Source organism: Prevotella sp. Rep29, from assembly GCF_019551475.1.
Classification (GTDB): Bacteria; Bacteroidota; Bacteroidia; order Bacteroidales; family Bacteroidaceae; genus Prevotella.
Window position 1 is genome coordinate 1,319,329 of the sequence record NZ_CP047159.1, and the last position, 13,014, is coordinate 1,332,342.

12 protein-coding genes and 1 pseudogene are annotated in these 13,014 nt (G+C 46.0%); 9 read left to right on the forward strand and 4 right to left on the reverse strand.

From position 1 onward, the window contains the following. Positions 1-297 precede the first annotated feature (297 nt). From mutA to dapA, 4 genes are all read left to right on the forward strand, one after another. Positions 298-2,148, forward strand: coding sequence for a methylmalonyl-CoA mutase small subunit (mutA, locus tag GRF55_RS05570; RefSeq protein WP_220369523.1), 1,851 nt, complete (start codon positions 298-300; stop codon positions 2,146-2,148). 19 nt (positions 2,149-2,167) lie between these two features. After that, positions 2,168-4,330 carry a methylmalonyl-CoA mutase gene (gene scpA, locus GRF55_RS05575; RefSeq protein WP_220369524.1) on the forward strand — a complete coding sequence of 721 codons (2,163 nt, stop codon included), beginning with the start codon at positions 2,168-2,170 and terminating at the stop codon, positions 4,328-4,330. A gap of 158 nt (positions 4,331-4,488) precedes the next feature. Next, on the forward strand, positions 4,489-5,223 hold the full coding sequence (truA, locus tag GRF55_RS05580; RefSeq protein WP_220369525.1) for a tRNA pseudouridine(38-40) synthase TruA: 735 nt from the start codon (positions 4,489-4,491) through the stop codon (positions 5,221-5,223). Between the two features lie 68 nt (positions 5,224-5,291). Next, positions 5,292-6,194 carry a 4-hydroxy-tetrahydrodipicolinate synthase gene (gene dapA, locus GRF55_RS05585; protein WP_220369526.1) on the forward strand — a complete coding sequence of 301 codons (903 nt, stop codon included), beginning with the start codon at positions 5,292-5,294 and terminating at the stop codon, positions 6,192-6,194. Positions 6,195-6,256: 62 nt separating this feature from the next. On the opposite strand, the gene rbr is transcribed toward dapA, so the two are convergent. Together rbr and GRF55_RS05595 are read right to left on the reverse strand one after the other, a co-directional pair. Beyond that, positions 6,257-6,799, reverse strand: a complete 543-nt coding sequence (rbr, locus tag GRF55_RS05590; RefSeq protein WP_220369527.1) for a rubrerythrin — start codon at positions 6,797-6,799, stop codon at positions 6,257-6,259. A 24-nt stretch (positions 6,800-6,823) separates the two neighbouring features. Then, positions 6,824-7,858, reverse strand: coding sequence for an asparaginase (locus tag GRF55_RS05595; protein ID WP_220369528.1), 1,035 nt, complete (start codon positions 7,856-7,858; stop codon positions 6,824-6,826). Between the two features lie 180 nt (positions 7,859-8,038). Here GRF55_RS05595 and GRF55_RS05600 point away from each other — a divergent pair, with 180 nt between their 5' ends. Together GRF55_RS05600 and GRF55_RS05605 are read left to right on the forward strand one after the other, a co-directional pair. Further along, entirely contained in the window at positions 8,039-8,836 is a 798-nt protein-coding gene (locus GRF55_RS05600; RefSeq protein WP_220369529.1) for a polysaccharide biosynthesis/export family protein, read from the forward strand. A 102-nt stretch (positions 8,837-8,938) separates the two neighbouring features. Continuing rightward, positions 8,939-10,834: an amidophosphoribosyltransferase gene (locus GRF55_RS05605; RefSeq protein ID WP_220369530.1), complete on the forward strand. Its 1,896-nt coding sequence runs from the start codon at positions 8,939-8,941 to the stop codon at positions 10,832-10,834. A gap of 23 nt (positions 10,835-10,857) precedes the next feature. Here GRF55_RS05605 and GRF55_RS05610 read toward each other — a convergent pair. Next, positions 10,858-11,037: pseudogene (locus GRF55_RS05610) on the reverse strand (helix-turn-helix domain-containing protein); the annotation flags it as partial. A 12-nt stretch (positions 11,038-11,049) separates the two neighbouring features. Beyond that, the gene (locus tag GRF55_RS05615; RefSeq protein WP_220369532.1) at positions 11,050-11,727 is read right to left on the reverse strand and encodes a hypothetical protein; all 678 of its coding nucleotides are present in this window, start codon (positions 11,725-11,727) and stop codon (positions 11,050-11,052) included. Between the two features lie 182 nt (positions 11,728-11,909). On the opposite strand from GRF55_RS05615, the gene GRF55_RS05620 reads away from it, so the two are divergent. From GRF55_RS05620 to GRF55_RS05630, 3 genes are read left to right on the forward strand one after another with little or no spacing between them, the layout of a single operon-like run. Continuing rightward, a complete protein-coding gene (locus tag GRF55_RS05620) occupies positions 11,910-12,365 on the forward strand; it encodes a bacterioferritin (RefSeq protein ID WP_220369533.1) in 456 nt (151 codons plus the stop codon). A 15-nt stretch (positions 12,366-12,380) separates the two neighbouring features. Continuing rightward, the gene (locus tag GRF55_RS05625; RefSeq protein WP_220369534.1) at positions 12,381-12,782 is read left to right on the forward strand and encodes a pyridoxamine 5'-phosphate oxidase family protein; all 402 of its coding nucleotides are present in this window, start codon (positions 12,381-12,383) and stop codon (positions 12,780-12,782) included. Positions 12,783-12,796: 14 nt separating this feature from the next. Beyond that, positions 12,797-12,970 carry a transcriptional regulator gene (locus GRF55_RS05630; RefSeq protein WP_220369535.1) on the forward strand — a complete coding sequence of 58 codons (174 nt, stop codon included), beginning with the start codon at positions 12,797-12,799 and terminating at the stop codon, positions 12,968-12,970. Positions 12,971-13,014: the final 44 nt, after the last annotated feature.

Here is a 13,014-nt window from a genome sequence, read left to right on the forward strand (position 1 = left end):
CTTTCCAAAAGTGCCACTTTTAGCTTGCAAAAGGGGAACTTTTAGGAGCTGAAAGGGCAACTTTTGGAACGCAAAAGTGGCACTTTTGAAAAACGATAGTTGGGCTTTCATTTTTATGCATCAATATGCGCATATTTATGCAGTACTATTTTGGCATCTTTTTCGCCCCTTTTCCGACATCTTTTTTTATCGAAAAAAGCTTTTTTTCATCAATTTGTTTCACATATCAGAAAAAAGAAGTATCTTTGCACGTCAAAAGATGTTTAAACAACTTATATAATAAAGCGTAACAAAACTATGTCAAACAAAAGAGAAAAGCTCCTTACCGAGTTTCAGGCACCAACCACACAAGAATGGCTTGACAAGATTCAGGTTGACTTGAAAGGTGCCGACTTTGAGAAACGACTCGTATGGAGAACAAATGAAGGTTTTACGGTTCAGCCTTTCTATCGTAGGGAAGACGTGCTGAAACTGAAGACTCCAGAAGCACTTCCGGGTGAATTCCCCTTCGTGCGTGGTAACAAAAAAGACAACAACATCTGGTATATCCGCCAGGACATTGTTGCTGATGATGCCAAGGCTGCCAATGCCAAGGCAAAAGACGTGTTGAACAAGGGTATCGACTCGCTGGGATTCCGCATCCCGGGCGACAAGGTCAATGCTGAATTCGTTGAGACACTGCTCGACGGAATCTGCTGCGACATCGTCGAAGTCAACTTCAACACCTGCAAGCGCCACACCCTCGAACTCGCACAACTGCTTGTTGCTTATTTCGAGAAGAAAGGCTATGACAAAGAAAAGGTCGTAGGCTCTGTTGACTTCGACCCGATGGAGAAGATGGTGATGAAGGGCAAAGACGTGACACCGATTCTTGCCACCGCACCGCAACTCATCGAGACACTGAAAGATTATCCTAACTTCCGTTGCATCACGGTCAACAGCGAGGCGCTCAACAACGCCGGCGCATACATCGTGCAGGAACTCGGATATGCACTTGCATGGGGTAACGAATACCTGCAGCAACTTGTAGATGCTGGCGTGGACGTTGACCTTGCAGCAAAGAAAATCAAATTTAACATGGGTGTGTCTGAGAACTACTTCATGGAGCTCGCCAAGTTCCGTGCAGCACGTATGCTCTGGGCACAAATCGTTAAGCAATACGAACCGAAGTGCGACTGTGCATGTCAAATGATTGTCAATGCAACAACCTCATGCTACAACCAGACACTCTTCGACAGCTATGTCAACCTTCTGCGTTCACAGACCGAAGCAATGAGTGCAGCCCTTGGCGGAGTTCACTCGATGGTAGTCGTTCCGTTCGATGCGACCTATGAAGTTCCGACCGACTTCTCTGAGCGTATCGCCCGCAACCAGCAGCTCCTCCTCAAGGAAGAGTGCCATTTCGGACAGATTGTTGACCCGGGAGCAGGTTCATATTATATTGAATATCTCACTGACAGTCTGGCAGTTGAAGCCTGGAAGATATTCCTCAAGGTGGAAGATGAGGGTGGATTCCTCGCAGCTGTCAAGGCAGGAAGCATTCAGGATGATATCAACGCCACCAATGCCAAGCGTCATGGCGATGCTGCCAAGCGCAAAGAGTTCCTTCTCGGAACCAACCAGTTCCCCAACTTCACGGAAGTGTCGGAAGGAAAGAAACCTCTCACATGCGCATGTGGCTGTGGACAGGCTGAAGCTGCTGAATTCAAAGCCATCAACAGCACACGTCTGGCTGCCGACTTTGAAGACCTTCGCATCCACACAGAAGGTGCAAAGACACCTACTGCTTTCATGCTGACCATCGGCAATCTGGCTATGCGCCAGGCACGTGCACAGTTCTCTTGCAACTTCCTCGCATGTGCAGGCTATAAGGTAATCGACAATCTCGGTTTCAAAACAGTGGAAGAGGGTGTAGATGCTGCTCTGAAAGCTGGAGCCGACATCGTCGTTCTCTGCTCAAGCGATGACGAATATGCAGAATATGCCGTTCCTGCATTCAAGTACCTTGACAACCGCGCAATGTTTGTTGTGGCAGGTGCTCCGGCATGCATGGACGACCTGAAAGCTGCAGGCATTGAGAACTTCATCCACGTGAAGTGCAATGTGCTTGAGACTTTGAAAGAATACAATCAGAAACTTGGTATCTAAACAAAGGAGGACTTGAATTATGCGTAAACAATTTAAGAATATTGACATCTATGCAGGCATCAAGGCTCAAGATGGTGCTAAGTGGATTAAAGACAATCACATAGAGAACAACTGGAAGACACCCGAGCAAATCGACGTGCGTCCGGTATATACAAAAGAAGACCTCGAGGGAATGGAACATCTCGACTTTGCAGCAGGTATTCCTCCTTTCCTTCGTGGCCCGTACTCAATGATGTACCCCTTCCGTCCGTGGACTATCCGTCAGTATGCCGGATTCTCTACCGCAGAAGAGTCAAACGCGTTCTATCGTCGTAACCTCGCCAGCGGACAGAAAGGTCTTTCCGTAGCGTTCGACCTTCCCACACACCGCGGCTATGACCCGGACAATGCACGTGTGGTAGGCGATGTGGGTAAGGCTGGCGTTTCCATCTGCTCACTTGAAAACATGAAAGTGCTCTTCGCAGGTATTCCTTTGAACAAGATGTCGGTGTCGATGACCATGAACGGCGGCGTACTCCCTGTACTCGCATTCTACATCAACGCCGGACTTGAGCAGGGTGCCAAACTCGAAGAGATGGCAGGAACCATTCAGAACGACATTCTGAAAGAGTTCATGGTGCGCAACACCTATATCTATCCGCCAGCATTCTCAATGAAGATTATTGCTGACATCTTCGAATATACATCGCAGTTCATGCCGAAATTCAACTCTATCTCCATCTCCGGCTACCACATGCAGGAAGCAGGAGCAACGGCAGACATCGAGTTGGCATACACACTTGCCGATGGTATGGACTATCTCCGCACGGGTGTTGACGCAGGAATCCCTGTCGATAAATTCGCGCCGCGCCTCTCATTCTTCTGGGCAATCGGCATGAACCACTTCATGGAGATTGCGAAGATGCGTGCCGGACGTCTGCTCTGGGCGAAGATTGTCAAGAGTTTCGGTGCAAAAGACCCGAAATCACTCGCTCTGCGTACCCACTCACAGACATCAGGATGGTCGCTCACAGAGCAAGACCCGTTCAACAACGTCGGACGTACATGTATCGAAGCAATGGCAGCCGTACTCGGTCACACACAGTCATTGCACACCAATGCGCTTGACGAAGCAATTGCTTTGCCGACCGATTTCTCTGCACGTATCGCACGTAACACGCAGATTTACATCCAGAACGAGACAAAAGTCTGCAAGGAAATCGACCCATGGGCAGGTTCTTACTACGTGGAGACACTGACCAATGAACTCATGCACAAGGCGTGGGAGCACATTCAGGAAATCGAGAAGCTCGGCGGTATGGCTAAAGCTATCGAGACTGGACTTCCAAAGATGCGTATCGAAGAGGCAGCAGCCCGCACTCAGGCACGTATTGACTCTGGCGTACAGACCATCGTCGGTACAAACAAATACCGCCTCGAGCATGAAGATCCTATCGATATCCTCGAAGTGGACAACACAGCCGTACGTCTGCAGCAGGAAGAAAGCCTCAAAGAACTTCGCGCTAACCGCGATGAAGCCGCATGCAAGGCTGCATTGGCAGAAATCACAGAATGCGTACGTGAGTTCAACGAGGGTAAGAAATCGAAGAACAACCTCTTGGCACTTGCCGTTAAAGCAGCAGGACTCCGCTGTACGTTAGGTGAAATCAGTGATGCCTGCGAAGAAATCGTAGGACGTTACAAAGCAGTAATCAGAACAATTTCAGGCGTGTATTCATCAGAAAGTAAAAACGACAACGAATTCGAATTGGCTTGCAAGCTGACCGACGAATTTGCAAAGAAAGAAGGTCGCCGCCCACGTATCTTCGTTGCGAAGATGGGACAGGACGGACATGACCGCGGTGCAAAAGTAGTAGCGACCGGCTACGCCGATTGCGGTTTCGACGTGGATATGGGACCATTGTTCCAGACTCCTGAAGAAGCAGCACGCGAGGCTGTGGAGAACGACGTGCACATCGTCGGAGCATCTTCACTTGCAGCTGGACACAAGACGTTGATTCCACAACTGATTGAGGAATTGAAGAAACTTGGACGTGAAGACATCATGGTCATTGCCGGTGGTGTGATTCCCGCACAAGACTACGACTTCCTCTATAAAGCAGGTGTGGCTGCAATCTTCGGTCCTGGAACCAGCGTTGCTAAAGCAGCCGTTGAAATGATGAACATCCTTTTGGATAAATAATATATCCAAAACTTCAGTAAGAAAACCCTTTATGACAGTGTTCCTGTCGTGAAGGGTTTTTTGTTGACAGGCAGACTAAGTCCATCTAATGACCAATTCAAGTTAAATGGAGAGAGAAAATTTGCCAGTTGCCAGTTTATTTGTATCTTTGTAGCACGATGAAACAACGCTATTTTATCACATTCGCTTACGACGGCACTGCCTATCATGGTTGGCAGGTTCAACCCAACGCCAATACGGTTCAGGAAGAGCTGCAAAAAGCCCTTTCAACCATACTCCGACAGGAAGTATCGGTGGTAGGTGCCGGAAGAACGGATACGGGAGTACATGCCAGAAAGATGGTTGCTCACTTCGAAATAGAGGGCCCGCTGGACGGAGAGCAACTGACATACAAGCTCAACCGACTGTTGCCGCGTGACATCTCTGTATTTCAAGTGGAACCGGTAGAGGAAGATATGCATGCACGATTCAGCGCCCTCGCGCGCACGTACCATTATTATATACATACGCGCAAAGACCCATTCCGGGATAAGTATTCGTTCGAGATACACTACGACCTTGATTACGAACTGATGAACGAAGCCTGTAAACTACTCATGGAATATGAGGATTTCGGTGCATTCTGCAAAAGCGGTTCTGACGTGGCGACGACCCTCTGCCGTATTACGGAAGCCTATTGGTCGAAAGATGGCGACACGACATATCATTTCCGCATCACGGCAAACCGCTTCCTTCGTAACATGGTACGCGCGATAGTCGGAACACTTGTTGAGGTAGGGCGCCATCGCATCACGTTGGAAGAGTTTTGCCAGGTTATAGAAGGCGGACGGCGCACAGATGCAGGGGAAAGTATGCCGGCACACGCACTCTTTTTGGAAGACGTCAGATATTGACTCTATTTCAATATTTTTTTGTGCATTGCCCAAAAACAATTATATTTGCAAAACAAAGATCTACAGATATGGCAAACAACATCTTTAAGGGAATGGGCGTCGCCCTTGCTACACCATTCAAGAAAGACGGAACAATAGACGAGAATGCCTTGCGACGCTTGGTATGTTATCAGCAAGACAATGGAGCGGATTTTTTCTGCATTCTTGCAACGACAGGCGAAACTCCATGCCTTTCGTCCGAAGAAAAAAACTACATCAAGAACACGGTCGTTGAATTGACAAAAGGCCGTATCCCCATATTGATGGGACTGGGGGGGAACAATACCGCGACTGTCGTTGAAGAACTGAAAACTACCGACTTGGAGGGAATTGACGGGATATTAAGCGTTTGTCCATATTACAACAAACCATCACAGGAAGGATTGTATCAGCACTTCAAGACCATTGCCGCAGCGACAGAATTGCCTGTAGTGTTGTATAACGTGCCGGGACGTACGGGCGTAAACATGCTCCCTGCAACGGTAGTGCGACTGGCAAATGATTGCGAAAACATCGTTGCCATAAAAGAGGCAAGTGGCATGTTGGAACAAGTGGATGAGATTATCAAACACAAGCCCGATACGTTTGATGTCCTTAGCGGTGACGACAGTCTGACCTATCAGATACTTGCCAATGGTGGGGTAGGAGTCATTTCGGTGATAGGCAATGCCTTGCCGAAGGAATTTTCACGCATGGTGCATCTTGAACTGGATGGCGATTACGAAAGTGCCCGCAAGCTCCATCACCGTTTTACCGATTTATACGATTTGCTCTTTGTGGACGGAAACCCGGCAGGTGTGAAAGCCTTGCTTCACGAAATGGGATATATTGAGAATGTACTTCGCCTCCCATTAGTGTCAACCCGTTTGACAACAATAGAACGGATATCGCTTGCACTACGAAAATTAAGGTTATCCCTTGATAACAATTAAATAAAAAGGACGTGGTTTAAGAGCAAACCACGTCCTTTTTTCGTCATATAAGCACCAGGCAATCAATAGTTCTCTGCATGGAGTTCGAAATAACTCTGCGGATGATCGCATACAGGGCATACTTCGGGAGCATTTTTGCCAACAACAATATGTCCGCAGTTGCGACACTGCCAAACGCAGTCGCCATCACGTGAGAACACGACTTTGTCTTCAATGTTCTTCAACAATTTGCGATAACGTTTCTCATGTTCTTTTTCGATAGCACCGACGCCACGGAATTTCGCCGCGATTTCAGGAAATCCTTCTTCGTCAGCCTCACGTGCCATGCGCTCATACATGTCTGTCCATTCAAAGTTTTCACCGGCAGCTGCATCTGCAAGATTCTCTGTCGTTGTCTTTATGCTACCGCCTTGCAAAAGTTTGAACCATAGTTTTGCATGTTCCTTCTCGTTGTTAGCCGTTTCCTCGAAAAGGGCTGCAATCTGTACATAACCGTCTTTCTTTGCTTTTGACGCATAATAAGTGTATTTATTACGCGCCATGGATTCTCCTGCAAATGCTTCCTGCAGGTTTTTCTCCGTCTTAGTTCCTTTCAGTGATTTCATAATGCTAATGTTTTAAATGTATGATTAAATAGTAATTTCCCCACAAAGTGGACGTTTCATATATTCTCTGATGATTTCCGGATTGTCATATTTCGCTTGCAAGAACATCAGTTTGGTAACAGCACATTCCGCAGTGCTGTCATATCCGCTCAAGATACCAGTCTCTTTCATCTGGTAGCCAGCATCATAACGGCTCATCTCCACAGTACCTGCCATACATTGACTGATGTTGACGATAACCACGCCACGTTCACATGCCTCTTTCAAATGCTTGACCAACCACGGCGCATGAGGAGCATTGCCGCTTCCATAAGAACGCATGACGACAGAACGCACATCAGGCATTTGCAACATGTGGCGAACGATATTCTCTTCAATTCCCGGGAATAGTGAAAATACAAAAACACTCGGGTCAATTTCCAGATGCGGAATCATCGGTTTACTGAAATCGGGCTTAAGGATGTTGTGCTCATGGAAAACAAAATTGACACCGGCATCACACAGACAGGGATAATTGAATGAGTTGAACGCATTGAACATCTCAGCATTCTGCTTTGTTGCCCGATTGCCTCTCAACAGCTTTCCGCTAAAATAGATACACACTTCAGGAACCATTGCCGTTCCGTCCTCATGATGTGCTGCGGCAAGTTCTATGCTGGTAACCAGATTTTCTTTCCCGTCGGTGCGTGGTTGTCCAATAGGCAACTGACTTCCTGTCAATATCACAGGCTTTGTAAGATTTTCAAGCATAAATGACAAGGCAGACGCCGTATATGCCATAGTGTCCGTTCCATGAAGGACAACAAATCCATCATATTGATCGTATCGCTCAGAAATAAGTTTGACAATCTTTACCCACATCTCCGGAGACATGTCGCTCGAATCTATCGGCGGGCTAAACTGGTAAGTATCTACTTCTGTTTTCAGATACGCAAATTCCGGAACATTATCAATCAGGTGGATGAAATCCAGCGGTTCAAGCGCTCCTGTCATAGGATTACATCCCATACCTATAGTTCCGCCCGTATAAATAAGAAGTACCTTGTCGGTTCGTTTCATTATAGTATCTTTCAAATAGTGAATGATAATTCTAAATAACATTGCAAATATACTTTATTTTTTGCTTTTGACAAAATAAATGCATGAAAGTATCAGTTTCGATGCAATTATTTTCCTAAATATTTGTCAAATTAAAAAAATAGACTTAATTTTGCAGAAGATTAAAATAAAATGTATAAAATGAGAAAATTATTTATCCCCTTTATTGTTAGTGTAGTGCTTATTGCTTTTACCGGTTGTACAGCATATAAGCAGGTTCCTTATTGGCAGAACATTGATACTGTTGATTTGTCACAGTCAAAAGGACATTATGAAGTACACATTATGCCGAAAGACCTTCTGACCATCACGGTTAGTACAAGTGATCCCAAAGCGGCACAGCCATTCAACCTTTCTGTTTCGAACACAACAGGAACTGCAGGAAATCTGTCCACTGGTTCCAGTCTGCTGACGTATTTGGTCGATAATAGTGGAAATATAGACTTCCCGATAATTGGAAAGATTCATGTTCAAGGTTTGACAAAAAGCGAATGTCAAGATTTGATACGCGAGAAAGTGAAACCATACATGTCAGCTACGGAGAATCCCGTTGTTTCTGTGCGAATGGCTAGCTTCCGTGTGACGGTAATCGGTGAAGTTGGTGGGTCAAAGGTTATTCCTGTGGCAACAGAACAAATGAGTGTCGTAGAGGCATTGGCTTCAGCCGGTGACTTGGGTATTCATGGTAAGCGTAAGAACATTCTTCTTATCCGTGAGGATGCGAGTGGTCAGAAACACCATGTTCGTCTTGACATGACAGATGCTAACCTGTTCAATTCACCTTATTACTACCTCCAGCAGAACGATATTATCTACGTTGAGCCCAGTGTTGTTAAAACAAAAGGTGCTGACTTGGGAGCTTCTACTTCTTTGTGGTTCTCATTCATTGGAATCGTAACGTCAGTAGCATCATTGCTCGTTAGTGTTTTGCGCAACTAAGATTACAGACACTATGCAGCAATTATCTAACATACGACAAGCATGATATCAAAGGGATGTGCATGAAAGCACGTCCCTATTTTTTTGTACAAAAATAAATTTATGGAACCATTAAAGCATGAATGCGGAGTAGCGATGATCAGGCTGCTCAAACCATTGGAGTATTACCAGCAGAAGTATGGTACATGGATGTATGGGCTGAACAAACTCTATCTGATGATGGAGAAAGAGCATAATCGCGGACAGGAGGGTGCTGGACTTGCCTGCGTGAAGTCAATGACTGAACCGGGAACCGAATACATGTTTCGTGAGAGGGCAGAAGGGAAGTCAGCCATCACAGAGATATTCAGCAATGTTCAGAAAAACTTCAAGGGTGTTTCGCCAGAGCAACTTGCCGACGTGTCATACGCACGAAAGCACCTGCCCTTTGCCGGAGAACTATATATGGGGCACCTCCGCTATTCTACAACTGGGAAACAAGGCATATCCTACGTTCATCCCTTCTTGCGCCGCAACAACTGGAAGGCAAAGAACCTATGCCTATGTGGCAATTTCAACATGACTAACATTGATGAGATTTTCCAAAAGCTCACTCTGCAAGGACAGGTTCCGAGAGCATACAGCGACAGTTATATCATGTTGGAATTTATGGGGCATCGGCTTGACCGCGAAGTGGAACGGAACTTTAGGGATGCTCAGGCATTAGGATTGACAAATCAAGCTATCACAGAGTACATTGAAGAGCACGTTCTCATGAGTAATGTCTTGAAGACGACAATGACAGATTTCGATGGAGGCTACGTGGTTTGTGGCATTACAGGAAGCGGCGAGATGTTCTCCATGCGCGACCCGTGGGGTATCCGCCCTGCGTTTTGGTATCAGAACGAGGAAATCGTCGTGTTGGCAAGTGAACGTCCTGTCTTGCAGACGACATTCGACTTGAGCAGCGATGATGTTCAGGAACTGCAGCCGGGACATGCCTTGATTGTAAAAAAGGATGGAACAATCAGTATTGATAAAATCATAGAGCAGCGTGGCGATGCCCCATGTGTGTTTGAACGTATCTATTTCAGCCGTGGAAATGACCGAGACATCTATAAAGAGCGGAAAAAACTTGGTGAACAATTGGTTGAAAGCATCTTAAAAACAGTTGACAACGATGTTGAACATACCGTGTTCTCTTTCATCCCGAACACCTCCGAAGTCGCATTCTATGGCATGTTGGAAGGATTTAAGGACTATATCAACAAGAAGAAGATTCGCGATATTGAGCAGTTAGGACATACGCCGACGCATGAAGATTTGCAACGCATACTTTCCCAGCATATCCGGTGTGAGAAGGTGGCATGGAAGGATATCAAGCTCAGGACATTCATAACAGAGGGAAATTCCAGAAATGATTTGGCATCCCACGTATATGATATTACATATGAGAGTATCAGACCTCATGTGGATAATCTGGTTGTGATTGATGACAGCATTGTTCGCGGAACCACTTTAAAGGAAAGTATCCTTAAAATATTGGATAGGCTCCACCCGAAGAAGATTGTCATTGTGAGCAGTGCACCGCAGATACGCTATCCCGATTATTATGGTATTGATATGCCGCGTTTGGAAGAGTTTTGCGTGTTCCGTGCAGCCATTGAACTACTGAAAGACCGTGGTCTGCACCACGTCATAGACGACGTCTATCACCATTGCAAACAGGAGTTATTGAAACCTAACGCAGAGATTAGTAATGCCGTTCGGGAGTTATATAAGCATTTTACAATCAGTGAGATAAACGAAAAGATTGTAGAAATGCTTCGACCAGAAGGTGTGAAGACGCCAATAGAGTTGGTATTCCAATCCATTGAAGGTCTTCATGAAGCTATTCCCAACCATCAGGGGGACTGGTACTTTACTGGTAATTTCCCCACCCCTGGAGGAACGCGTCTCTGTAATCAGGCTTTCATCAACTACGTGGAGACCTACTATCAGCACGAGCGGAAATTTTAGGAAAGAAGCTTTCTGCGACGTATTCAGATTTCTTGCCGATACGTTTTGGGGGATACGCCCTTCAGTCGGGAAAAGAATTTACTGAACGACGGAGTGTCTGCAAAATGCAAACGGTCTGCAATCTGACTGATGCTAAGCTGTGAGGTACGCAACAGGAACGATGCCTCCATCAGCAACATCTGGTTGATGTAATCGACCACTGTTCTTCCTGTGACCTAGCGCACGATACGGGAGAGATAGACAGGACTGATGTTCAGGGAGGATGCGTAGAAAGAAATGTCGTGGTGTTCGGTAAAATATTGCGGTAACAAGCGAATGAATCCCATAAATATCTCTTCTACACGCTGGGGTACTTGCCGGTGTGTGATAGCTTGGTTTTGAGCATTCTGCAGGTCAAGTAGAAATACTGCGTAAAGCATGTGCAGGATTTGTTCTTTATAAATATGGTCAGAGTGAAGATATCCGATAATTTCACGCATTTTCTCAGCAAGCTGCAAGGCTGTATCGTGTGGCAGCGCTTGTTTCGGTGCGTGCAGTTGAACAATTGGCAGGTAAGCGATGTACACGAGGTCGTGAACGACAGGCGATTCGATAGTCACATTCTCGTCAGCCAGCAGGCAGAGTCCCCGATAATTTTCGGACGCAGCAATAATCGTGACAGCGAGTCCGGGCGAATAAATATATAGGTCGTTGGGGTGGAGGGTCATCTCTTCTCCATTATAAACAATGGTCACCCAGCCTTCTGTAACCAGTGTAAACGCATAGACTGCCATGAAGCCATGCGTCTCATTGGAGCGTAAAGTCATTGCAGCGTCAGTCTCCGTGCAATATATCTTTCCGTTCCAACCTTTGTCAGGCAAGTCTCCATGCATGACCATCCATGCTTCTGTCATATTGTACATAACGGGACAAAGATACATATTTTATTTCACACCTGTATCGTTTCAGACAAGTTTTGTGTCGTTTGAGATTTTATGGAATTGTCGGTTTTTCGTATTTTTGCAGTGTCAAAAGCAAAATAGGTTATTAGAATCAACCTTTAATTGTAAAAAGTTAATTATCAAATTCAGAAATTATGGACACAAAAAAATCAATCGAAGCGTTGCAGTTCTTTGCAACAGGACTGACTGAAGGTGCATTGGTTCACAAAATGCAAGGTCAGATTTTCAAATCACAAGGTTTCACAAAACTCGGCGAGAAGTACATCAACCATTTCACTGAAGAAATGGAATGGGTAGAGAAATTCGTTGAGCGCATTCTTGATCTCGGTGGAGAGGTGAAGTTCGACGGAGCGAAGAGCCGCGAACTCATCAGCAACCCCATTGACTATATCAAGGCTGACCTCGACATCCAGAAGGCTGGTGTTGACCTTCTGTACAAGTGCTGCGAGAGTCTTATCAACGATCCTACCACTTACGACATCATGAAGGCTTATCTGGCTGACGAGGAAGAAGACCTCTACTGGAGTCAGGGCGCACTGGATATGATTGAGTGCATCGGTGCTCAGAACTGGTTGTTTACACAGGTATAAAAAACTAAGACTACAATGGAAAACGTAAAAAAAGTATATGATTTCCTGGAGAAAGCAGGAACATTCTATCTGGCAACAGTAGAAGGCGATCAGCCACGTGTACGTCCCTACGGAGCTATGCTCTATTTCGAGGACAAAATCTATATCATGGCATTTGGCAAGACTAATGCCACCCGCCAGATTGCAGCCAATCAGAAAGCGGAGATTTGCGCCTTCAAGGGCCAGACGCTACGCATTGCGTGCACACTCGTGGAGGACAACCGTCCCGAGGTGGGCAAGGCGCTGGTGGACAAGATGCCCGTACTGAAGAATCTCGGTCTCGGCGAGAACGGCGAGAACGGCGTGATGTATTATCTGAAGGATGCCAAGGCTGACTTCTTCAAGATGATGGAACTGGTAGAGACAATAACATTTTAAAAACAGAAAGATTTATGAAAGAACAAGTATTAAAGGCAATGAAAGAGGCAGGAAAGCCTGTTTCGGCTGGTGACGTGACGAAAGCACTGGGTGCCGACCGCAAGGAAGTAGATAAGGCATTCGCCGAATTGAAGAAGGAAGGCGCCATTGTCTCTCCTGTTCGCTGCAAGTGGGAACCCGCCAAGTAACATTAAGTTCCCACTGAGTATGGCACACAACTGTGAGAACTGCA